This is a genomic window from Bowmanella yangjiangensis (genome assembly GCF_017255015.1).
GTDB lineage: Bacteria > Pseudomonadota > Gammaproteobacteria > Enterobacterales > Alteromonadaceae > Bowmanella > Bowmanella yangjiangensis.
In genome coordinates, this window is the sequence record NZ_JAFKCS010000001.1 from 443,131 (window position 1) to 463,897 (window position 20,767).

The 20,767-nt window shown below is 50.4% G+C and carries 21 protein-coding genes; 12 read left to right on the forward strand and 9 right to left on the reverse strand.

Features of this window, described 5'->3' with window-relative positions:
- Both J0A65_RS01950 and J0A65_RS01955 read left to right on the forward strand, forming a co-directional pair.
- Entirely contained in the window at positions 1-807 is an 807-nt protein-coding gene (locus J0A65_RS01950; protein WP_206592423.1) for an SDR family oxidoreductase, read from the forward strand.
- Positions 804-1,460: a tetratricopeptide repeat protein gene (locus tag J0A65_RS01955; RefSeq protein ID WP_206592424.1), complete on the forward strand. Its 657-nt coding sequence runs from the start codon at positions 804-806 to the stop codon at positions 1,458-1,460. The genes J0A65_RS01950 and J0A65_RS01955 overlap by 4 nt, the downstream gene beginning before the upstream one ends.
- Before the next feature lie 62 nt (positions 1,461-1,522).
- On the opposite strand, the gene fghA is transcribed toward J0A65_RS01955, so the two are convergent.
- Both fghA and J0A65_RS01965 read right to left on the reverse strand, forming a co-directional pair.
- On the reverse strand, positions 1,523-2,371 hold the full coding sequence (gene fghA, locus J0A65_RS01960; RefSeq protein ID WP_206592425.1) for an S-formylglutathione hydrolase: 849 nt from the start codon (positions 2,369-2,371) through the stop codon (positions 1,523-1,525).
- A gap of 18 nt (positions 2,372-2,389) precedes the next feature.
- On the reverse strand, positions 2,390-3,508 hold the full coding sequence (locus J0A65_RS01965; protein ID WP_206592426.1) for an S-(hydroxymethyl)glutathione dehydrogenase/class III alcohol dehydrogenase: 1,119 nt from the start codon (positions 3,506-3,508) through the stop codon (positions 2,390-2,392).
- Positions 3,509-3,750: 242 nt separating this feature from the next.
- Here J0A65_RS01965 and J0A65_RS01970 point away from each other — a divergent pair, with 242 nt between their 5' ends.
- From J0A65_RS01970 to J0A65_RS01980, 3 genes are all read left to right on the forward strand, one after another.
- Positions 3,751-5,238 (forward strand): SulP family inorganic anion transporter, encoded by a 1,488-nt coding sequence (locus tag J0A65_RS01970; RefSeq protein ID WP_206592427.1) that lies wholly within the window; start codon positions 3,751-3,753, stop codon positions 5,236-5,238.
- The gene (locus J0A65_RS01975) at positions 5,238-6,101 is read left to right on the forward strand and encodes a universal stress protein (RefSeq protein WP_206592428.1); all 864 of its coding nucleotides are present in this window, start codon (positions 5,238-5,240) and stop codon (positions 6,099-6,101) included. Before J0A65_RS01970 ends, J0A65_RS01975 begins: the two co-directional genes overlap by 1 nt.
- 145 nt (positions 6,102-6,246) lie before the next feature.
- On the forward strand, positions 6,247-8,136 hold the full coding sequence (locus tag J0A65_RS01980) for a PhoX family protein (protein ID WP_206592429.1): 1,890 nt from the start codon (positions 6,247-6,249) through the stop codon (positions 8,134-8,136).
- A gap of 272 nt (positions 8,137-8,408) precedes the next feature.
- On the opposite strand, the gene J0A65_RS01985 is transcribed toward J0A65_RS01980, so the two are convergent.
- Positions 8,409-9,212: a putative porin gene (locus tag J0A65_RS01985; RefSeq protein ID WP_206592430.1), complete on the reverse strand. Its 804-nt coding sequence runs from the start codon at positions 9,210-9,212 to the stop codon at positions 8,409-8,411.
- Between the two features lie 440 nt (positions 9,213-9,652).
- Here J0A65_RS01985 and J0A65_RS01990 point away from each other — a divergent pair, with 440 nt between their 5' ends.
- From J0A65_RS01990 to J0A65_RS02010, 5 genes are all read left to right on the forward strand, one after another.
- Entirely contained in the window at positions 9,653-11,278 is a 1,626-nt protein-coding gene (locus J0A65_RS01990) for a methyl-accepting chemotaxis protein (RefSeq protein ID WP_206592431.1), read from the forward strand.
- 445 nt (positions 11,279-11,723) lie between these two features.
- Entirely contained in the window at positions 11,724-11,948 is a 225-nt protein-coding gene (locus J0A65_RS01995; protein ID WP_206592432.1) for an EF-hand domain-containing protein, read from the forward strand.
- A 77-nt stretch (positions 11,949-12,025) separates the two neighbouring features.
- Positions 12,026-12,244, forward strand: a complete 219-nt coding sequence (locus J0A65_RS02000) for an EF-hand domain-containing protein (RefSeq protein ID WP_206592433.1) — start codon at positions 12,026-12,028, stop codon at positions 12,242-12,244.
- A 95-nt stretch (positions 12,245-12,339) separates the two neighbouring features.
- The gene (locus J0A65_RS02005; protein WP_206592434.1) at positions 12,340-12,696 is read left to right on the forward strand and encodes an OmpA family protein; all 357 of its coding nucleotides are present in this window, start codon (positions 12,340-12,342) and stop codon (positions 12,694-12,696) included.
- A gap of 181 nt (positions 12,697-12,877) precedes the next feature.
- On the forward strand, positions 12,878-13,588 hold the full coding sequence (locus J0A65_RS02010; protein WP_206592435.1) for a lysophospholipid acyltransferase family protein: 711 nt from the start codon (positions 12,878-12,880) through the stop codon (positions 13,586-13,588).
- 6 nt (positions 13,589-13,594) lie between these two features.
- Here the strand turns inward: J0A65_RS02010 and J0A65_RS02015 are convergent, their stop codons facing one another.
- The 6 genes from J0A65_RS02015 to soxR form a co-directional block, all read right to left on the reverse strand.
- Complete coding sequence (locus tag J0A65_RS02015; protein WP_206592436.1) at positions 13,595-14,281, reverse strand: SDR family NAD(P)-dependent oxidoreductase; 687 nt, start codon at positions 14,279-14,281, stop codon at positions 13,595-13,597.
- Positions 14,282-14,404: 123 nt separating this feature from the next.
- A complete protein-coding gene (locus tag J0A65_RS02020) occupies positions 14,405-14,947 on the reverse strand; it encodes a BON domain-containing protein (protein ID WP_206592437.1) in 543 nt (180 codons plus the stop codon).
- Between the two features lie 327 nt (positions 14,948-15,274).
- Entirely contained in the window at positions 15,275-16,891 is a 1,617-nt protein-coding gene (locus J0A65_RS02025) for a diacylglycerol kinase family protein (RefSeq protein ID WP_206592438.1), read from the reverse strand.
- Between the two features lie 107 nt (positions 16,892-16,998).
- Positions 16,999-17,307 (reverse strand): hypothetical protein, encoded by a 309-nt coding sequence (locus J0A65_RS02030; protein ID WP_206592439.1) that lies wholly within the window; start codon positions 17,305-17,307, stop codon positions 16,999-17,001.
- Between the two features lie 28 nt (positions 17,308-17,335).
- A complete protein-coding gene (locus tag J0A65_RS02035) occupies positions 17,336-17,512 on the reverse strand; it encodes a DUF1328 domain-containing protein (RefSeq protein WP_206592440.1) in 177 nt (58 codons plus the stop codon).
- Between the two features lie 168 nt (positions 17,513-17,680).
- Positions 17,681-18,157, reverse strand: coding sequence for a redox-sensitive transcriptional activator SoxR (soxR, locus tag J0A65_RS02040; RefSeq protein ID WP_332874285.1), 477 nt, complete (start codon positions 18,155-18,157; stop codon positions 17,681-17,683).
- Positions 18,158-18,292: 135 nt separating this feature from the next.
- Between soxR and J0A65_RS02045 the strand changes: the two genes are divergently transcribed.
- Both J0A65_RS02045 and J0A65_RS02050 read left to right on the forward strand, forming a co-directional pair.
- Complete coding sequence (locus tag J0A65_RS02045) at positions 18,293-18,904, forward strand: NADPH-dependent FMN reductase (protein WP_206592442.1); 612 nt, start codon at positions 18,293-18,295, stop codon at positions 18,902-18,904.
- Positions 18,905-19,172: 268 nt separating this feature from the next.
- Positions 19,173-20,765 carry a hypothetical protein gene (locus J0A65_RS02050; RefSeq protein WP_206592443.1) on the forward strand — a complete coding sequence of 531 codons (1,593 nt, stop codon included), beginning with the start codon at positions 19,173-19,175 and terminating at the stop codon, positions 20,763-20,765.
- The last annotated feature ends 2 nt before the right edge of the window (positions 20,766-20,767 follow it).

A 20,767-nucleotide genomic window follows, 5' to 3' on the forward strand; every position in this document is an offset into this window, starting at 1 on the left:
ATGAACTGGTCAACTCAACTTTGTTTGCTGACAGGTGCCAGTGGCGGTATCGGCCAGGCTATTGCCCGTACCCTGGCTGAAGCCGGTGTTCAATTGATTTTACAGGGGCGCAATGCACAGGCGTTGCAAACGCTGGCCGACAGTCTGCCCGGCACCCACCAAATAGTGGTGGCGGATATCAGCTCGAGTCAGGGGCGCGATGAATTGCTCAAGGAACTGGCGCGATTTCCCAACATCAGCATGTTGATCAATAACGCGGGCATTGCGCCTTTTGGTGAGCTGCAAAGTATGTCTGATGAGGACTTGGAGCAGACGATTCAGACCAACTTGTTAGCTCCCATGGCGCTAATTCGGGCCTTGCTGCCGACGATGAAAAAACATTCGGAGGCTTACATCGTTAACGTCGGTTCTACCTTCGGCAGCATAGGTTTTGCTTGCAACAGCCTGTATTGCGCCAGCAAGTTCGGCCTGAGAGGTTTTACTGAGGCTTTGCAACGTGAACTGGCCGGGTCATCGGTAAAGGTGTTTTATCTGGCTCCGCGTGCGACCCAAACCGCTATCAACAGTGATGACGTGGTGGCGATGAATAAGGCGCTGGGCAATCAGGTGGATAGCCCTGAACTGGTTGCACAAGCGTTGAAAACCCAATTGCAACAGGGGGAACGTCGCAAGTTTATTGGTTTTCCCGAGAAATTATTTGTTCGAATTAACGGTGCATTTCCCGCTTTGGTGGATAACGCCCTGGTTAAAAAATTACCCATTATTAAGAAATTTGCTGCACAACATGCGAAGGAGATCCTGGTATGAATATGCTGAAACGTACTTTGATAACAGTGGCTGGTGGTATGTCATTGATGCTGATGTCCATTGCTCAGGCGGATGAATGGCCAGAGCTATTGGCTGTACAGCAGCAATGGGCAGTGGTGAATTACACGCTGGCTGAAAAAGAGCGGGATAAGGCGTTTGACGAGTTGATTGCCAAGGCCGAGTCCCTGACACAAGCGCAGCCCCAGCGAGCCGAAGGCTGGATTTGGTTGGGAATCAGTCAATCCAGTGCGGCCGGTGCAAAAGGGGGGCTGGATGCGTTGGGTCTGGCTAAGCAGGCGAAAGCGTCGCTGGAAAAAGCCATCAGCCTGGATGAAAAGGCGCTAAGTGGCTCGGCCTTAACCAGCCTGGGCGTGCTTTATCATAAGTTGCCCGGTTGGCCGGTGAGCTTTGGTAGCGACAAAAAGGCCGAAAAACTGCTTAAGCAAGCCCTGGAAATGAACCCTAAGGGGATTGATCCAAACTATTTCTATGGCGAGTTTTTATTTGACGATGGCAAATATACCAAGGCCAAAGAGTATCTGTTGCTGGCGCAACAGGCTGAGCCTCGTGCTAACCGAGCCTTGGCCGACAGCTCCAGACAAAAAGAAATCGAGATGTTGCTAACCAAGGTGGATAAGAAGCTTTCCCGTTAACTAGCGTGCGATTGCCGTGAATTGGCCGGTGCATTACACCGGCCTTTTTTATGTTGGTCGGATTATTGAAGATGCGCTACGTGAAAACGCAGGTGGTCCTCAATAAAAGTGGCGATAAAGTAGTAACTATGGTCGTAATCTGCATGGTAGCGAAACTCTGCAGGCACACCGTGCTGTTCACATACAGCCTGCAGCGGGCGGCTGAGTTCTTGCGAGTCCAGAAAGTTATCCGCCAACCCCTGGTCGATCAGCATAGGCATTGTCCAGTTTTGGCCAAGGTCATTTAATAAAGCGCAGGCATCGTATTGCTGCCACTGGTTTCGATCTTCACCCAGATAGGCCGTCAATGCTTTTTGACCCCAGGGACATTCACTGGGGTTCACTATGGGGGCAAAGGCGGATACCGAGCTATAACGCGAGGGATTGCGCAGTGCCATGATTAGCGCGCCGTGACCGCCCATAGAGTGACCGGTAATGGCAGCCTTGCCTAGTTTAAAGTTGGCTTCACAAAGCTGGGGCAACTCGTCAGCGATGTAGTCATACATGCGGTAGTGCCCCACCCAGGGAGCCTGAGTGGCATTAACGTAGAAACCAGCCCCTAGGCCGAGGTCGTAAGCACCATCCGGTGCATCGGGGACTCCGTCCCCACGGGGGCTGGTATCGGGGATGATCAGGATGATACCCAATTCAGCGGCTACACGCTGCGCGCCCGCCTTACTGGAAAAATTTTCATCGCTGCAGGTTAGGCCGGACAACCAGTAAAGCACTGGCAGGGCCTGACCTTGCTTGGCTTGCGGTGGCAGGTAGACAGAAAACTGCATAGTGCAGTTCAGTACTTTGGATGCATGGCTGAATCGCTTCTGCCAGCCGCCAAAGCATTTAACCGCGGATAATTCTGTTAGTTGGCTCATACTATTTCCTTGGCGCGATTAATAGTGAATCACGCTACGAATGGATTTGCCTTGGTGCATTAAATCAAAGGCCTTGTTGATATCTTCAAGCGGCATGGTATGGGTGATAAAGGTATCCAGCTCAAATTCGCCATCCATATAGCGCTGCACATAATCAGGTAACTGGCTGCGCCCTTTTACCCCGCCAAACGCGGTGCCGCGCCACACCCGGCCGGTAACCAACTGGAAAGGCCTGGTGGAAATTTCCTGACCAGCCCCCGCCACACCAATAATCACCGACTCGCCCCAGCCTTTGTGGCAACACTCCAGCGCCGAGCGCATGACATGTACATTGCCGATGCACTCAAAAGAGTAATCCACACCGCCGTCGGTCATCTCTACAATGACTTCCTGAATGGGCTTGTCGAATGTTTTGGGATTTACGGTATCTGTAGCGCCCAGTTGCTTGGCGATCTCGAATTTATCTTCATTGATATCAATGGCGATAATCCGGCCTGCCCCGGCCATACGTGCCCCAATCAGCACCGACAGACCGATGCCGCCGAGCCCGAACACCGCCACGGTATCCCCCAGTTGCACTTTGGCGGCGTTGCTGACCGCCCCCATGCCAGTGGTAACGCCACAGCCGAGCAAGCAAACTTTTTCCAGTGGAGCATCTTTAGGAATTTTGGCCAGGGCTATTTCTGGCACCACGGTATGCTCGGCGAAGGTAGAGGTGCCCATGTAGTGGTAGATGGGCTGACCGTTTTTGCTGAAACGGGTAGTGCCGTCTGGCATTAATCCTTTGCCTTGGGTGGCGCGAATGGCCTGACACAAGTTGGTTTTACCTGATTTACAGAATTTACACTCGCCACATTCCGGCGTGTAGAGCGGAATCACATGGTCGCCCACGGCCAAAGTGGTAACCCCTTCGCCTACAGCTTCTACTATACCGGCTCCTTCGTGGCCCAAAATGGCGGGGAAGATGCCTTCAGGATCCTCTCCTGAGAGGGTAAATGCATCGGTGTGGCAGACACCGGTGGCGACGATACGCACCAGAACTTCGCCTTTTTGTGGTGGCATCAACTCCACTTCTTCAATAGATAAGGGTTTTCCTGCCTCCCAGGCAACAGCGGCACGGGTTTTGATAGTTTGCATAGTGTGGCTCCAGTGGTTTGCCAGATACAAAGACCTTAAGTCTAACAAGCATTGGCAAACAGGCTAGCTATCTGGCCGCAGTTTTTGCCTGTTTCATAAGGTTGCGGGTAAAGCAGCCAATCCGTATGATCGCGCCCTTCGAATGCGACTTACTAGCCGGGATACACGAGGATAAGTCGAGCCGTTGACCTATGCTTTTGGGGACACATCCCCGATGCCGACACACAATCAACAGGAATACTATGCTTTTACACTCAACCCGACAAGATTGGCTTGGCAATGTGCGCGCCGATTTGCTGGCCGGCCTGGTGGTGGCGCTGGCCCTTATTCCTGAGGCCATCGCGTTTTCCATTATCGCCGGGGTCGACCCTAAAGTGGGTTTGTACGCGTCTTTTTGTATTGCCACCATTATCGCCTTTATCGGCGGCAGACCGGGCATGATTTCTGCTGCTACCGGGGCCATGGCGCTGGTGATGGTGACTTTGGTCAAGGAACATGGTTTGCAGTATCTGCTGGCCGCCACGCTGTTGACCGGTGTGTTACAGATATTGGCGGGATATCTGAAGCTGGGTAGCCTGATGTCTTTTGTGTCCCGCTCTGTGGTGACGGGCTTTGTTAATGCCCTGGCTATTCTGATTTTTATGGCGCAGCTTCCTGAACTGACCAATGTCACCTGGCATGTGTATGCCATGACGGCGGCAGGTCTTGGCATTATTTATCTGTTCCCTTATGTACCGAAAATTGGCAAGGTCATCCCATCGCCCTTAGTGTGTATTTTGTCCATGACGGCGGTATATCTGCTGCTGGGGCTGGATATTCGCACCGTCGGGGATATGGGCGAGCTTCCGGATACCCTGCCGGTTTTTCTGTGGCCGGATGTGCCACTGAATCTGGAAACCCTTTGGATAATCCTGCCGTACTCGGCGGCACTGGCGGTGGTCGGTCTGCTGGAGTCATTAATGACAGCCACTATTGTGGATGATTTAACTGATACCCAAAGTGACAAAAACCGTGAATGTAAGGGCCAGGGCATTGCCAATATCGGTGCCGGTCTGCTGGGCGGTATGGCGGGTTGCGCCATGATTGGTCAGTCGGTAATTAACGTAAAATCCGGTGGCCGAGGGCGTTTATCTACCTTGGTAGCCGGCGTCTTCCTGCTGATTATGGTGGTGTTTTTAAGTGACTGGATCCGTCAGATCCCCATGGCGGCTCTGGTGGCCGTGATGATCATGGTGTCCATCGGTACTTTTAGCTGGGACTCTGTGATTAAACTCAGGACCTACCCACTGTCATACAATATCGTGATGCTGGCCACCGTACTGGTGACGGTATTTACCCACAACCTGGCCTACGGCGTGTTTGTGGGTGTGTTGCTTGCCTCACTGTTTTTTGCCAATAAGGTCAGTCATATCCTGTATCTGGACGCCAGTTTAGATAGTGAAAACAGTATCCGTACCTACAAAGTGGTCGGCCAGGTATTTTTCAATTCGGCTGACAAATTTGCCGCTGGTTTTGACTTCAAGGAAGTGGTTGATAAAGTAGTGATTGACTTGAGCAGAGCACATTTCTGGGATATTTCCGCGGTGGATGCGCTGGATAAAGTGGTGCTTAAGTTTCGTCGCGAAGGCGCAGAGGTTGAGCTTATCGGCCTGAATCAGGCCAGCGAAACCATAGTGGATCGCTTCGGCAAACACGACAAACCGGAAGAGATTGAGAAGGTGCTGCATTAATGGCAAATGACAACAGAAAAGTACTGGCCGGTATCGACGGTTCGTCCATCTCCAATGCCGTGGTCGATTATGCGGCGTGGATTGCCAGTCGGGTGAATGCGCCGCTTAAGTTACTGCATAACCTGGAGCATCGCGAACCTGTGATGGTCGCGGACTTATCTGGCAATATTGGCTTTGGTAGCCGCGAGCACTTACTGGAAGAGCTTACCGAGCTGGAAGCCAAGCGCAGTAAAATTATGCTGGAGCAAGGTAAATTGCTGCTTAGCAATGCCACTGAGCGCGTCACTGCATTTGGGGTAAGTGATATCTTGGCCTGTCAGCGTCATGGCAGCCTGACAGAGACGCTGGTGGAATTGGAAGAGGAAATCCGGGTATTGGTGCTGGGTATTCGCGGTGAAGATCATGCCGAGCAACCTGGCCGTCTGGGCAACCATCTGGAGACAGTGCTGCGCTCTTTGCACCGTCCCATTTTGGTGGTTAATGGCGAGTTTGAAACGCCCCAACGTATTATGCTGGCTTATGACGGCAGCCAAGCTGCATGCCGTGCGTTAGAGCTACTGACCGGTAGTCCGCTGTTTACAGGCATGGTTTGTCACCTTGTGTATGTGGGAGATGACGTTGAAAAAGGTCGTGAAATACTGCAAAAGGGTGAGAATGCCTTGGCCGGCGCTGACATAGAGGTGGTGCAGGCAAATCTGCACGGTATTCCAGACCAGGAGCTGCTGGCCTATCAGCAGCAGCACGGTATTCAGATGCAGGTAATGGGGTCTTTTGGGCATAGCCGCTGGCGCGAAATGCTGCTCGGCAGTTTTACCCTGAAAATGCTTGGACAGGCCAGAGTGCCGCTCTTGCTGCTAAGATAATTTCATCGGGAATCAGCGGCTTGTCATCGAATTGTCATGCCGCTGTCATCATCGGCTTTTAGTCTCCTGCGCTTTTAGTGCTGATTCTGGCAGCGTCGACTGGACCTGTGGCTTTGGCACCTATTGCACAGAAACAGAGACCTTTATGCCGCAAAAATCATCTTCTTCCCCAGACTTTCAATCCGTTTTGGCTGTACGCCTTTCCCGTCGGAATGCCCTGAAAGGTTTAGGTCTTAGCAGCGCCACTATGATGCTGGGGGCCTGCAGCATCAAAACTTCATCAGTTGTGACCTCAGCCTCTGCCGTGAGTAAGGCGCAGGGTTCGCTGACCTTTACCGAGCTCGAACATGGCCTGGATGCCTATTTGTCGGTATCGCCCGGTTATCAGACACAGGTATTGGTGAGCTGGGGGGATGCGCTGTTCCCTAACACCCCTGCCTTTGACCCTGACCAGCAAACCGAGCAGCGCCAGCTCAAGCAGTTTGGCTATAACAATGATTTCATCGGTTTTGTTTCCTTGCCTTTGGGCTCGCAAGCATCCGACCGTGGTTTGCTGGTGGTTAACCACGAATATTGCAGTTCCGAGATGATGTTCCCAGGCTCGCCCTCTGAACTGGCGCTCGACAAACAGCAAACCGATGTAAATATTGCCGCCCACGGTTTAAGTGTGGTGGAAATTGCCCGCCAGGCTGATGGGCAGTGGCAGTTGGTGTTAAATTCGCCCTACAACCGCCGTATTACTCCCCATACGCCAATGCAGATGACCGGCCCTGCTGCAGGCAGCAGTCGCTTGTTTACCCGTTACAGCACGGATGGGGTGCAAACCCTCGGAACCTATGGCAACTGTGCGGGTGGTGTCACCCCCTGGGGCACTATTCTGACCGGTGAGGAGAATGTGGATACCTTCTTTGGTGGCGATTTCAGTGCCAGTAACGAAGGTGACAATTATCGCCGCTTTGGCATGGTCAGTGACTTCAGAACCAGTTGGGGACTGCATCATGAGCGCTGGGATATGCGTCAAAATCCGGCAGAGCCACTGCATGTAGGTTGGGTGGTAGAGATCGACCCATTTGACCCTCATTCCGTACCCAAAAAGCGCACTGCACTTGGCCGCTTTAAGCACGAGGGGGCTAATGTGTTTGTCAATGCTGACAACAGCGTTGTGGCATATAGCGGTGATGATCAGCAATTTGAGTACTTGTACCGCTTTATTAGTAAAGGTCGCTACCAGCCAGATAACCGGCAGGCCAACCTTCATCTGCTGGATGAGGGCACGCTGTATTGTGCGCGCTTTAATGATGATGGCAGCATGCAGTGGTTGCCCCTGGTATTTGGACATGGGCCGCTGACCGCTGAAAACGGCTTCCATAGCCAGGCGGATGTGCAATTGGATTGTCGTAAAGCGGCAGATTTACTGGGGGCGACCCCGATGGACCGGCCAGAGGATGTAGACGTTAACCCGGTAACTGGCCAGGTTTATGTAATGCTAACCAATAACAGTAACCGCCAGACCGCACAGGTGGATGGCCCTAACCCCAGAGCGAAAAATCTGACCGGACAAGTGCTGGAGCTGACGCCGCCAGGTGGTGACCACTGTGCCGGCACCTTTAGCTGGGAGCTGATGATTGTGGCTGGTAAAAAAGGTCAGTCCGGCAGCCAATATCATCCGGATATTACCGACAATGGCTGGTTGGCTTGCCCGGATAACTGTGCCTTCGATAACCTGGGTAACCTTTGGATTGCCACTGATGGCGCCGAAGTGCTGGGTGTTGCAGATGGCATTTGGGCAACCGAAGTCAGTGGCCCTAACCGAGCCTTGACCAAGCGTTTCCTGCGCACCCCTGAAGGCGCGGAATTGTGCGGGCCGTTTTTTACTCCTGACTCGCAAAACCTGTTTTGCTCGATACAGCACCCTGGCGGCGGCAGTAGCTTTGATAATCCCAAAACCCGTTGGCCAGATTTTAGGGATGATCTACCGCCAAGGCCCTCTGTGGTGGTGGTCACTAAGCAGGGCGGGGGACGTATCGGCAGCTAGCTGCCGGTCTTGAACATCGACGACGAATGCTCCAGTAACGTCGTCATTTAGTCCCTCCATGGACACCGCCGCTCTTTGACATCCATGTCACCGCGGCATACCGTTCATCCTGAACATCGCCGCTCCTTGGCATCCATGCCACCGCGGCATACCGTTCATCCTGAACACCGCCGCTCTTTGACATCCATGTCACCGCGGCATACCGTTCATCCTGAACATAAAAAAGCGGAGCCTGGGCTCCGCTTTTTTGTCAGTCAATTATCGGATGATAATTAGAACTGGCCAATCAGGCTGATGCTGTAGATATCTGCATCGTTTTCGTCAGCACTGGCGTAAGCAGCAGATACTGCCCAGTTAGTGTTGAAGTAATGCTTGGCGTTGATACCCCAAACATCGTCGCTCGCTTCGTCAGCGTAGCTCAGGCCAACAGAGGTCATAGTAGTGAAGTAGTAATCACCGCTGATGCCCCAGTCAGTGTCACCGTCGTTGTCAGTCACAGACAGTTCTGCGGCAATAAAACGGTCTTCACCCAGCGCGCTGAAGTATTTGCTGGACGCCGTCCATACGTCGAATTCATCGTCAACGTTCAGGCTGAAACCAACATAGTCAACACCGCCCAAAGAGTGGGTATATTGTGCACCGAAAGTGGCAAAACCGCCGTGCTCTAAGTCAGTGTAATCCGCTTTTACCAGGAGGTTAGGGTTGATCAGGTAACCTAAGGTAACTTTGCTGCTGTCGAAATCGTCGCTGCCTACTTCGGCGCGGTTGTATTCGGCGCCAAACAGGAAGTTGTTGTAGAACAACTCGCCGCCGATGTTCAGGTCATTAACTCCACCTTCGCTATCAATGTACGCACCGTAGACATTGGTTTTGTCGTTGATGTAAGACAGTTCTGCCAGTGGGCCTAATACCGCTTTCTTGTCAAAGTAGTAAATGGAGCTTACACCGAGAATATCGGCATCGGCTTGTCCTACTTCGGCACGTGTGTAGTTTAGCTCACTGAACAGGTTATATTCTTGTGCTACTACGGAAGAAGAAAGTAGAAGAGAAGTTAGCACTACATTAATTTTTTTCATGATGTTCCTTTATCTGTTGTTCTGCAAACAAGTTTGCGGCGCGCATCCTATCGGCTGTCAGAATTGATTGGAAGCCTTAAATAACGTGGTTTTCAGGTGAATTGTTTCAACTGATGTCTAATTCATCGATATTGAAATAAAACTGTCACAATTGTAGTTTGATGGTTTTCATCCTTTACTTTTTGTTAACCGGGTTTGTGTTTTTTTAGCTTGTTACTTTTTGTGACTAACAGGCTGGCTACTAAACTATTTGTTATTTTTTTATCAGAACCGTGTTCTAAACTGTTTTTAAGTAACTGACATTATTCAGTGGAGAAGCGCCTATAAGTGGCATAAACTGAATTTGTCCCATTCGCTAAAGGACTGATCTCAGGCAAAAAATATGCTTGAGAGGACATGAGTTATGGATGTAGTTTTCCGCTGTGACAAGAGAATACATCATGCTGAATCAAGTAACAGTCAAAGTGCGGTTGATGATCCTGGTTGCTTTACCGCTATTTTTCTTTGCACTTTCTGCCTTTAATTCCCTTCAAGACCTCCGTCAGTTAAACCAACAAATTGATAGCTTGTACAAAGACAGAGTGGTACCGCTGCAACAAATCAAAGTGGTATCAGACAATTATGCCGTTGAAATTGTCGACATACTGCACAAATACCGGGCCGGGGTGATCTCCAAAGATGAGCTTTCCCGTCGCATGCAAGTTGCGCAGGACACTGCAGATAAGCAATGGCAAGAGTATAAAAGTACTAAGCTGACTAATGAAGAAGAGCAACTGGTACGTCAGATAGAAAGCAACCTGAATACTGTACTGGCTAAATTGACGGACTACCGTCGATTGCTGGCGCAGGGCAGTCTGTCATCTGTTGACCCCAATGGTTTTGTCAGAGAACTATACCAGGCCTTCGATCCTTTGAGTGCAAGTTATGCCAGCCTTATTCAACTGCAACTGGATGAAGCCAACAAGTTTCGCCAGCAGGTAGCAGATGACTATGAGACAACAGTAACGCTCTTCCTTATTAAGATTGCGGTGCTGTTTTTATTGATGTTGGTAATAGCCTGGTTGATCTACCGTTCTATCAACTCCCCCTTGCTTGGTCTGCGCGATACTATAACCAGAATTGCCGATTCAGCGGATTTATCAGTAAGGGCCTGCGTGGTCGGGCAGGATGAAATTGCCCAAACGGCGGAAGGCTTTAACAATATGCTGGAACGCATACACACTCTGGTTAAGGAAGTGATCCAGGCCTCGACTACTCTGGCAGCATCAGCGGAAGAGATGCATGCTATCAGTACGCAAGTTGCCAGTACGGCCAATGAACAGGAGCATCAAAGCACGCAAATTGCGACGGCTGTGACTGAGATGACGGCAGCCATCCAAGAAGTGGCGCAAAATGCACTGCTTACCTCACAAAAAGCCAATGACGCTGATGAGCAGGCACAGCTCGGTCAGCAAAAGGTGCAGCAGAATATCCACTCCATAAACCAGTTATCCGGTGCGGTTAATCGCAGTAGTGAAGTCATTCAGCAGTTACATAGTCAGGCTAATGACATTAACCAGGTTGTTCAATTGATTCAGAATGTAGCAGAGCAGACCAATTTACTGGCGTTGAATGCGGCTATTGAAGCGGCCCGGGCTGGTGACTCAGGACGCGGCTTTGCGGTGGTGGCCGATGAAGTGCGACAACTAGCGCATAATACTCAAAAGGCCACAGAGTCCATCAGCGAGATGATTGGCAAACTGCAAGTGGCGGCTAAGGATGCTGTGGAAAGTATGAGTCAGGCACAGCAGATGGCGACAGACAGTGTCAATCATGCAGAAGACTCTTCACAGGTTCTTAAAGACATTATCGCGTCCCTGACGGTGATTGCCGATATGAATATTCAAGTGTCTACTGCCACCGAAGAGCAGACGACAGTGGCCAATGAGATCAGTGCTAATGTCAACGACTTCAGCACCAGCATTGCCAGTGTCACTGACAGCTCCAATCAGAATGCCCAAGCCAGTGATGATCTGTCGCGATTGGCGGTGAATCTGCAGGGGCAGGTGTCGGTATTCCGAATTTAATCATCTACAACAGGCCGGGCATTCCGGCCTTTTTTATACCTGCGATTGCCACTGATTACCCTTTCCAACCGGATTTTTTCAGTAACACAATGAGTTAGCTCTCTGCCGCGGAGCGAAACCTTGTCTGACCGCTAGTGTAAAAAGCCCGCCCAAACAGGCCTCAGAGCACTGTGTTTCAGATAGATGACAGACTATCTGGTTGATTTTAAAGAATAAAAATTTATCTGCGCGTTTAGTGTTGGGAGAAGGCGACAGTATTTACTGATGAATTCCTCGCGTAATTTTCTATCTGTTTGTTTTAAAAGAAAAAAACAAAGTTGGCATTGAAGTTGTAATGTCTAGTTCAAGCGCTAGCGACAACGCCGTTACCGCTACCCCGGCAACGATGCCGACTCGACTTGCACTAACACCAAGTCGGGTAATAACAAAGTCGAAGGAGAAAGTTATGAAAAAGTTCGCATTTATTTTGTTTTTCCTGCCTGCCACTGGTGCTTTGGCTAGCGGCAATATCAGCGACCTTTTTGCTGCCCTGGACAAGGACGGTAATGGTGCGTTGAGTAAAGAAGAAGCCTCTGCTGAAAGCCGCTTGGCTGCGGCGTTCGATGAGATTGATAGCGATGGCGATGGCCAAATCTCTCGTGCTGAATTTGATAAGTATCAAAGCAACTAAGCATTAATGCTAAAGCGTACCCGGCCTTAATTAGCTGAATGACAGGCCGGGTCGTCCCAATGTTGAAGGAGAATATTATGAAAAAGTTCGCATGTGTTTTGTTTTTCCTGCCTGCCATGGGTGCATTTGCAACAGGTGCTGATTTGTTTACATCCCTGGATAAGGATGGCAATGGCGCACTAAGCAAGGAAGAAGCCTCGGTAGATAGCCGCCTGGCAGCTGTTTTCGAGCAGATTGATACCGATAGTGATGGCCAAATCACAAGGGCAGAATTTGATAAGTTTCAAGGTAACTAAGCCTTAACAATTCTCAACCTGGGTGCGCCACATGGACGGGCGCGCCATTTCCATTGCAAGGAAAGCTTATTCAGGTCCACATGCTGGAGGGACTGATGACAAATTTTCATGTACAACGTCAGGCGTTGAAAGAATTGTTGGTTGGTTTTCCAAGTGGCAGCGCCAAAATCCCCGTCACAGAACTGGATAAACTGTTTCAACAAGCTGAGTTGATTAAACAAAACCCTCGTTCACTGGCAATGATCTATGGTTATCGTGATCCTGGTCTAGGGGACGCATTGCCAGAAAGTCTCGCCTTGTCCCGAGCCGAAGCGGTTAAACGAGAGCTAATCAGTTTTGGTATAAGGCCCAGTCTGTTGCATATCGTTGAAGACCAGAATCTGCTTGTTCCTCATCCGTCTTTGCAAGGTGCGGCGATGACAGTGCTTATTCAGCAATGTTCAGTAAGTTAACGTCTTTGACTTCACCTGATTTGCCCTTTTACCATTAAACCAAAGCGAACGTTTTGTCGTTCGCTATGCCTGTTTAGCCCCAAACAGTTCCATACACTTGCCTACAGCTATCAACAATTTGCTCACGGAATTGTGTCCGATACGGGATGTATAGTGCTCTTCAATACGAGCAGGAGCCTGTATGGATATTCAAACTCAACTAACGGAATTACTGAGTAATATACTCAGTCGGCCGGCGACAGACTTTAACGCCGATACGCGATTGCTGGGAGAAATGCCCGATTTTGATTCCATGGCCTTGATGCTACTGTTGACGGAAGTCAGCCAGAGCTTCAGCCTGGACGTTCAGGACGCTGGGTTTGATAGTGAGACCTTTTATTCTGTAGCAACGTTACATACTTGTTGTTATGAGTTGGTGCCGCTGGCGCTACAACGCCTGACCGGTCGTTCGGTTACCCTCACACATATGCCGGCCTTTATTCCCTCCGCACATAATCCATACCAGCAGGCAGGGATAAACTATGTGGAGAAGAAACAAGATGGTGCCTTTGTGCGTTTACTACAGCATATACAACAAGGTGCGGTAGTCTCTTTGCATGCAGATTTATTTGCCAGAGATGTGAACGTCAATTTCTTCGGGCGCCAGACTACCGCACCTGCTGGCCCTGCCATGCTGAGCGCCTTTGCCGGTACGCCGATGTTGCTTGCCTACGGCTGTATTGGCGAGAACGGTCGCTATCAGGTTTACATTGAGTCTTTTATGACAGAGCCGGTTGCGAGGACTAAACAAGCCTATACAGAGGCGATGCAGCTGTTATATGACAGATTTGAGCGGCTCATTCTGCGTTACCCTGAGCAGTGGTATTGGTCGTTTAATCGCTGGCGCACATGAGCGTATTCACCACTGCAATGGCTGGCGGTGACGGAACAAACCACCTGTTGGTCCCTCATCGGGCAGGGTCGCCAGCCAGATAGGGGTATCGGCACCTTGCTCAGCGGAAAGCGGTGCATCTGGACCTCCCATATCCGTCCTGACCCAGCCTGGGCAGGCTGCATTGACCTTCACCTTATCCCCTAACGCGCGGGCCATATTAACAGTCATGGCATTAAGGGTAGCCTTGCTGACCGAATAGGACGTGGGGCCGCTTAAGCCATCGTAAAAGGTACCCCATCCCGACGTAAGGTTCACAATTCGCCCCCAGCCGCGCTGTTGCATCAAGCTACCTAGTACCTGCATCAGTAAAAAAGGTGCAATGGCATTCACTTGCAGAGCTTGTTCTAACTCTGTTCGCTGACAATCAAGGGCTTCGCCAGGCAGCAGTATGCCCGCGTTGTTAATCAGAATATCTATCGGTCCTAGCACCTGGGCTATGGCCTGCGCACGCAGCTCGGGCTTATCCAGTAAACTTAATTCTACGCCAACGGCACCATGGCCAATATTGCGTGCGGCGTTCTCCGCATCTACTTTACTGCGGGCTGCCGCCAGTACTTTGATATCCCCTCGTTCGGCTAATCCTTTGGCAATGCTAAAACCCAGTCCTCGATTGGCACCAGTTATCAGGGCGGTTTTGGTTTTTTCTGTCATGAGTTGTCTTCAGAAATGCCGTCAAGCTCACTACAACTTTAGACCTTGATTGGGCGAGCAGGGGAGTTTGTGGCGGTGAACTATTAGATATAAGCCCACCCCCGAAGGGTGGGCTTATGGACATTAAGATTTTTCTACTATTTCAAGCTTATCTACGACTTTCGTGACATCAGCGGTGTTTTTGGCGATGGCGATGGCCAGATCGCGCTCTGCGTCAGTGGCGACTTCGCCCTCTAAAGTCACTACACCTTGTTTTGCATCAACATCAATATTGCTGCCGGTGACTTCAGATTCAATCAGTAGGCGGGTTTTAACCACGGCGACCACTTTCGAGTCTGTCAGGGTTTGCACCACTTTACTTGGACTGTCGCTGTTAATGACAGCCAGCTTGTTATGGACTTTGGTGACACCATCCAGGCTTTCAATCAATTCTCCAGCCAGGGATTTGTCCACTTCGCTCTCGACCTTACCGGTAAGGGTAACTTCACCATCTTTGACATCGGTGTTGATGTCGAACGAATTTAAGTTGGTGTTTAGCAGTAAAGTTGTCTCTGCCTTGCCGTCAATCCAGGCGTCCTTGGCTTCCTTTTCCCAGCTATTCTCTCCTGCCATGGCTACCGGGGCCGCAATCAGTGTCAGAGTCATCAGGGTGGTTGTGAGTTTCATCATCGTCTCCTTTGACATTGTCATTAAACTCACTTTACCTTTAGCGAAGATGATGCCAACTTTTAACTTGTTGAAAAATATAGATATATTTTTTATTGGATGGTGTTTGTGTCGCCTGTAGGGGACATTTTTGGGGGTGTTGCTGAATTAGCTCTCGCTGCGAATGGGTTTAAAACAGAGCCCAACCTTTGGATTGAACCCCTGTATTGACGGGCTCTTCAGCCGTTTCTACATCATGTGGGATACGGTTAACGAGGTGTTGGTCACTAATGTCCCCACAGCCCGACAATTGCTCGCAGCCCCTATTTTGTGGGGCTGCGAGTTTGGTTAGTGGAGTGCTGGTGCTAAGACTTTCAGGGACGCTGGATGAATCTGGATATCCAAGGGAAGGTCGTCGAATACCTCGCCATCAATCACATAGCTCGAGAGATCTGGCCCATCGATACGAATGCGGGTTATCTGACGATGGTGGATGTTTTCCCCTGTTGGACTGATACCTGCCAAAGCCAGCTCGGTGAGGCTTAACAGATGCTGTGTTGAGTTTTCGCTGGGTGACAACCAGGTAACATCCAGTTTGCCGTCAGCCAGATCGGGTTCGCCATCTCCCTGGGCTAATAAGGTGGTAAGCGGCGCTGCATTGGCGACCACCAGACTGTGAGTGTGGAGAGTCTGCGCGGGCTCATCATCAAACTGCACCTCAAGTTGCAGGTTTTGATTTTGCTCAATTGCGCGCCAAAGTCCCAATAAGTAAGCAAATTGCCCCAGTGCATTCTTTTCTTTACGATTGGCGGCTTCAATCATCTGCTGTTCAAAACCGACGGCGGCTAATAGCAAAATCAGCTTGCCGTTGCATCTGGCAGTATCAATGGCGCGAACTTCCCCTTCCAAAATAGACTGGCAGGCCGTATCTATGGGAAATACTTTGCTTTTGATGCCGCAAAGCGCATAGCTTAGGGCATTGGCGGTTCCCATCGGAATGATGCCCAGCGGCACTTGGGTGTCAGTCAGCACCGAAGCGACTTCTGTGATGGTACCGTCGCCGCCGCAGGCTATTACTATGTCTGCCCCCGCCTTGATGGCTTGCTCAGCCAACTTTCGGCCGTCCTCGTCAGGGTTGGTGAGTTTGATTTTTAGCGCGAGCCTGGGGGCAAGTTGTTGTTCTATCTGCGCTTGACAGTCCTGCCATTTGCCGCCGCCCGCCACTGGATTTGCAATTAACCAGGCGTTTACCGCAAATCTCAACTTGTCTTCCTGATGCAAGTACTCTAGTTGTTTAAATTGCCAGCGGTTTAGCCTGGCTGTCTGGCGTATAGCGCGGATACTGTCCAGCACCTCATTTGCCGATTTATCTGGCTGTGTAGCCAGAAGGTAAGCAGCGGCGACTAACACCGAGCGTCCCCGCCCCAGGGCGCAATGCACTAGCACTTTACGCCCTTGGCGGTGCTGTTGGTGTAGCCAGTTGATGGCCTGATTCAGTTGTGCGGCATTCGGTGCGCTATGGTCCAATACGGGTACATTCAGGTAGTGAAGGGGCTGTTCTTCAATGGCCCAATCCAGACCATTGAACTCAGCAGTAACGTCCAACACAGCTCGAATACCCTGTACTTTTAAGTAGTTCAAGTCGCGGCTAAATAATCGGGCACCAAGGTAAAGCTGATCCGTGATTTTCTGTACCTGCGGCACCTTGTCCCGCTTCCTGGCCCAATAGTTGTAAAGCGTGGCACCAAATAAAAATGGAATGAAAAGCCAGCGAATGGCTATGGGAATCGAGCCGTCAGCCCGTTTGCGAAATAAGGCCGGATAGTTGAAAAGATAGGCTAGACCCACCGCAAGTAATGACAAACTGGTCCAGACCAGGATGATACTGAGGGCCATCCATGGAGAGAGTAAAAACAGAACAAAGGCAGCCAGGCTGCCACTTAGGTAATACATCGCAACCGGCATTCGTCCTCCTTTTAACCAGACTGGCGATTTGCCGAATAAAAAGCCTCGCAGCTAAAAATGGCTATTGAGTCAAAGTGACAAGGGGGCTTTCGCCCCCCTGTTGATTATTAGCATTCCTTGTCTTTAAACTCGGCTTTCTCCTTAGCTTTTTCGCAAAGTTCCTTTAATTTATCGGCGCTGGTCTGTGCAGCGTCATCCAGCTTCTCGCCGGTTTCTTCTGCAAGGTTCTCAAGTTCGTCCTTAGCGGTTTGCATCTTGTCTTTTGCTTGTTCCAACGCATCATCCAGCTTTTCACCGGCTTGCTCAACGGTTTGGTCAACTTTCTCGCCAGCTTGTTCGGCTTTGCCAGCATTATCACAAGCCGTCAGGCCAAGGGTCGCCAGTAACATTGCCACTGCTAAAGTTTTGTTGTTCATGATATTTACTCCGTTAATTAAGCTGAATTTACAGTTTTGGTCGTTTTCCTCTAAACGCATTGGCTAGCAGTGATATCAGCATCAACAGAATAAACACGAAGAAGATGACTTTCGCGATACCTGTTGCCGCTCCTGCTATACCGCCAAATCCTAATAACGCGGCGATAATAGCAATAATTAAAAAGGTAAGTGCCCAGCCTAACATAAAGCCTCCTGTTGTTTCGGCCGGCGATCCTTCTGCTTGCCAGCCAATGAGTCGCAAAAGTTAATAAGCCAGAACTGTGCCAACACCTATCTGGTCAGGGGGCTTTTAATTGCTCAGCGCGTTACTCTGAAGGCATTTCTTCATGCTGCTTTGGGCAAGAGCTGAGTCTCAGTCCGGGTCAATCAGTCTGGCGCCACAACCCTGCTGAGATAAGGTATCACCGGGATTTCTCAGCCAGCAATGATGTAGGGACAAGCAACCGCAACCAATGCAATTACTGAGGTTGTCTCGCAAGGCGATGAGGGTATCAATTCTGTGGTTCAGATCGTCCAGCCACAGACTCGACATGTGCGCCCAGTCTTCAACATTAGGTGCTTTGTTGTCGGGTAACGACGACAGGGCATGGGCTATCTTGGCCAGAGGCACGCCGACTTGTTGAGCGGTTTTAATTACTGCAATACGTCGCAGTACATCGCGATGATAGCGACGCTGATTGCCCGCATTGCGGCGACTTTGTATGAGTCCTTTCTGTTCGTAAAAATGTACCGCCGAGACGGCAATGCCGCTGCGTTTGGCAACCTGGCCAACGCTCAGTGTTGTGTGCTTGCCACAATCAGTTGGGTTTGTTTCAGAATTTTTTTTCACCTGACGCTTGACCTTAACCATGCTTGAGGTTTTAGCCTAAGTGACATAATCGGCTATGTAAACCAGTGAATTCGTCCCCCACTCATCACCATGGCCGGTGACGAACCCTATTATTCGCGTAGCAAGGAGTATTGCATGTCAGACAAACTAAATATCGCCGTTATTATGGGCAGTACCCGCGAGGGGCGCTTGTGTGAGCGTGTGACTGATTGGTTAATGGGGGAATTAGCTGCACTGAATGCATTTCGCCTGAGTTTAATAGATCCAAAAGACTTGTGTGAGCCGTCTGGCGGACTGTCTGAATTGGTTATGCAAGGCATTCGTTCCGAGCTTGGAGCGGCGGATGCCTTTATTGTGGTCACACCCGAGTACAACCACAGCTTTCCTGCGCCCTTAAAGCAATTGATCGATTCGATCAGTTCCGAATGGCATACCAAGCCGGTGGGTTTTGTGAGTTATGGCGGGGTATCCGGCGGGCTGCGGGCGGTCGAACAACTCAGACAGGTATTTGTGGAACTGCAAAGTGCCAGTGTCAGAGATTCGGTGTGTTTTATTAATGCCTGGGAACAATTCGATTCAAACGGTGTGCTTCGTGAGCAAGAACGCCCACGCCGCACCTTGCTGAAAATGTTGGACCAACTCAGTTGGTGGGCAAGTGCGCTCAAACAGGCCCGTCACGAAGATGTGCGCCACCGCAGGTTGTCTCAAGACGGGATGGCCTTAAGGCTAGCCTGTCAGGCGGGCTGAGTGGTCCGCTGTTTTGTCATTTTGCGTAGCCGTAAATTCCACGCTCTTCAAGCCGTTGCTGCCTGACAAACAACGGCTTTGAATATAAGAAGATGCTGAATAATTAATACACTTTCTTTAAAAACAATGAGATAGCTTATTCTTGCTGGAACTGAAAAGTTCCGTGAAACTTTTGTGACACTGCGGCGTTGTAACAAAAGTGTCACTCTCGCCAGTTAACCTTGCCTCCGATTTGTTAACCCATATTCTCAAAATTTCGGAGAGCTCAATGGAACTCAAAACCATGTTTAAGGTATCTGCCGTTGCTGTAGCCCTGGTACTGGCTGGCTGTGGCGGAGATATCAATATCACCCCAACCGTTAATGACAACAGCACTGTAAACAACCCTCCATCAAACGGTGGTGATAACGGTGGCGATAATGGCGGTGATGAGAATCCTTGTGCTTCCTATGAAGCCAGCGGTGAAACGGTGCAGGGCACCTATGACAGCAGCAGCAAGATTTGTACTTACTCCACTACCTTCGTAAGCGCAGCTAAGCCGCTGACCGTTGACGTGACATTAGGTACTGACCTGGTGCATTACTTTAAGAGTTCTCTGGCTGTAGGTCAGGACTGTAACACCAGCCAGGGCTGTAGTGTTGACATGGACGGTCCTACCCTGACCGTTGATGCTGGTGCAACCGTGGTATTCGACAACGCGGCGTCTCGTGTTCAGATCAACCGTGGTGCTAATATCGAAGCGGTAGGTACACTGGCTAAGCCAATTACTTTTACTTCTGCTAACGCTATCGCTGCCCTCGACTCTGTAGGCTCAGGTCCTTCTCCACAAGACTGGGGCGGTGTGATCATCAATGGTTTCGGTATCACTGACCAGTGTTCTGACGCAGAGCGTACAGCTGGCAGCTGTAACGCTGAGAGTGAAGGTGCAGTGTCTTACTACGGTGGTAATAACAACCAGGACGACAGCGGTTCACTGAAATTTGTGAAAATCCACTATGCAGGTGGTCTGCCAGCGGGTGCTGAAGTGGGTAACGACCTGAACTCACTGTTCCTGAACTCTGTAGGTTCTGGTACTGAAATCGACTATATCGATATTTACGCCGGTTACGATGATGGTATCGAGTTGTTCGGTGGGGCGGTAAACCTGAAGCACATTGTTATCACTGATACTCAGGATGACAGCTTGGACATCGATGCCGGTTGGCAGGGTAATGCCCAGTTCGTATTGATTAAACACGGTAGCGTAAAAAATGCCAGTGGTGAAACCCTGAACATGGGTAACGGCGGATTTGAAGCGGACGGCCGTAAAGGTTCATCCACCGCTCAGGCGCCAGCTTCTGCACCACATATTGCTAACGTGACTGTTATCACCACTGACGAAATGTCAGCCCGTGACGACGATCCTTCTTTGGCCATGAAGCTGGATGATTTCATCAACGCCACTTTCTACAACATGGTTCTGAAGAAAGAAGCGGCAACCCAAACCTGGTGTATCAACTACTCAGGTGACGCGGCTGATGAAATTGTGACAAACCGTGCATCCATCAAGTCGTCTATCGCAGCTTGTGCGGCACTGTCTGCCACAGGCAAAGAAACCGTCACTACTGCCAGCGGTACGACTACGGTAACCGAGTGGTTCACCAAAGACGGTGCAAGTGAAGTGGTTAATGGTTCAGACACGGTATTGGCCAACAACGGCTTCTCAACGTCTGCCGAGGTGACTGTAACACCTACCGACATGACCACAGTTAACAGCTTCTTCGAAGCCACTAACTTTATCGGTGCGGTTGCCGCATCCGACACTTCCTCAGATTGGTACAAGTGGGCGAAAGCCGCGTTTGATAACGCAAACGACGAATAAGC

What these genes read in the sequence shown, in the direction of transcription:
- J0A65_RS01980 (WP_206592429.1), top strand. Translation starts at nt 6,247, where the DNA reads ATGCCGCAAAAATCATCTTCTTCCCCAGACTTTCAATCCGTTTTGGCT.
- J0A65_RS01955 (WP_206592424.1), top strand. Translation starts at nt 804, where the DNA reads ATGAATATGCTGAAACGTACTTTGATAACAGTGGCTGGTGGTATGTCA.
- J0A65_RS02045 (WP_206592442.1), top strand. Translation starts at nt 18,293, where the DNA reads ATGTCAGACAAACTAAATATCGCCGTTATTATGGGCAGTACCCGCGAG.
- J0A65_RS01950 (WP_206592423.1), top strand. Translation starts at nt 1, where the DNA reads ATGAACTGGTCAACTCAACTTTGTTTGCTGACAGGTGCCAGTGGCGGT.
- J0A65_RS01965 (WP_206592426.1), bottom strand. Translation starts at nt 3,508, where the DNA reads ATGCAAACTATCAAAACCCGTGCCGCTGTTGCCTGGGAGGCAGGAAAA.
- J0A65_RS02050 (WP_206592443.1), top strand. Translation starts at nt 19,173, where the DNA reads ATGGAACTCAAAACCATGTTTAAGGTATCTGCCGTTGCTGTAGCCCTG.
- J0A65_RS02010 (WP_206592435.1), top strand. Translation starts at nt 12,878, where the DNA reads ATGGATATTCAAACTCAACTAACGGAATTACTGAGTAATATACTCAGT.
- J0A65_RS01970 (WP_206592427.1), top strand. Translation starts at nt 3,751, where the DNA reads ATGCTTTTACACTCAACCCGACAAGATTGGCTTGGCAATGTGCGCGCC.
- J0A65_RS02015 (WP_206592436.1), bottom strand. Translation starts at nt 14,281, where the DNA reads ATGACAGAAAAAACCAAAACCGCCCTGATAACTGGTGCCAATCGAGGA.
- J0A65_RS02020 (WP_206592437.1), bottom strand. Translation starts at nt 14,947, where the DNA reads ATGAAACTCACAACCACCCTGATGACTCTGACACTGATTGCGGCCCCG.
- J0A65_RS02025 (WP_206592438.1), bottom strand. Translation starts at nt 16,891, where the DNA reads ATGCCGGTTGCGATGTATTACCTAAGTGGCAGCCTGGCTGCCTTTGTT.
- fghA (WP_206592425.1), bottom strand. Translation starts at nt 2,371, where the DNA reads ATGAGCCAACTAACAGAATTATCCGCGGTTAAATGCTTTGGCGGCTGG.
- J0A65_RS01985 (WP_206592430.1), bottom strand. Translation starts at nt 9,212, where the DNA reads ATGAAAAAAATTAATGTAGTGCTAACTTCTCTTCTACTTTCTTCTTCC.
- J0A65_RS02000 (WP_206592433.1), top strand. Translation starts at nt 12,026, where the DNA reads ATGAAAAAGTTCGCATGTGTTTTGTTTTTCCTGCCTGCCATGGGTGCA.
- J0A65_RS02005 (WP_206592434.1), top strand. Translation starts at nt 12,340, where the DNA reads ATGACAAATTTTCATGTACAACGTCAGGCGTTGAAAGAATTGTTGGTT.
- J0A65_RS01995 (WP_206592432.1), top strand. Translation starts at nt 11,724, where the DNA reads ATGAAAAAGTTCGCATTTATTTTGTTTTTCCTGCCTGCCACTGGTGCT.
- J0A65_RS01975 (WP_206592428.1), top strand. Translation starts at nt 5,238, where the DNA reads ATGGCAAATGACAACAGAAAAGTACTGGCCGGTATCGACGGTTCGTCC.
- J0A65_RS02030 (WP_206592439.1), bottom strand. Translation starts at nt 17,307, where the DNA reads ATGAACAACAAAACTTTAGCAGTGGCAATGTTACTGGCGACCCTTGGC.
- J0A65_RS01990 (WP_206592431.1), top strand. Translation starts at nt 9,653, where the DNA reads ATGCTGAATCAAGTAACAGTCAAAGTGCGGTTGATGATCCTGGTTGCT.
- J0A65_RS02035 (WP_206592440.1), bottom strand. Translation starts at nt 17,512, where the DNA reads ATGTTAGGCTGGGCACTTACCTTTTTAATTATTGCTATTATCGCCGCG.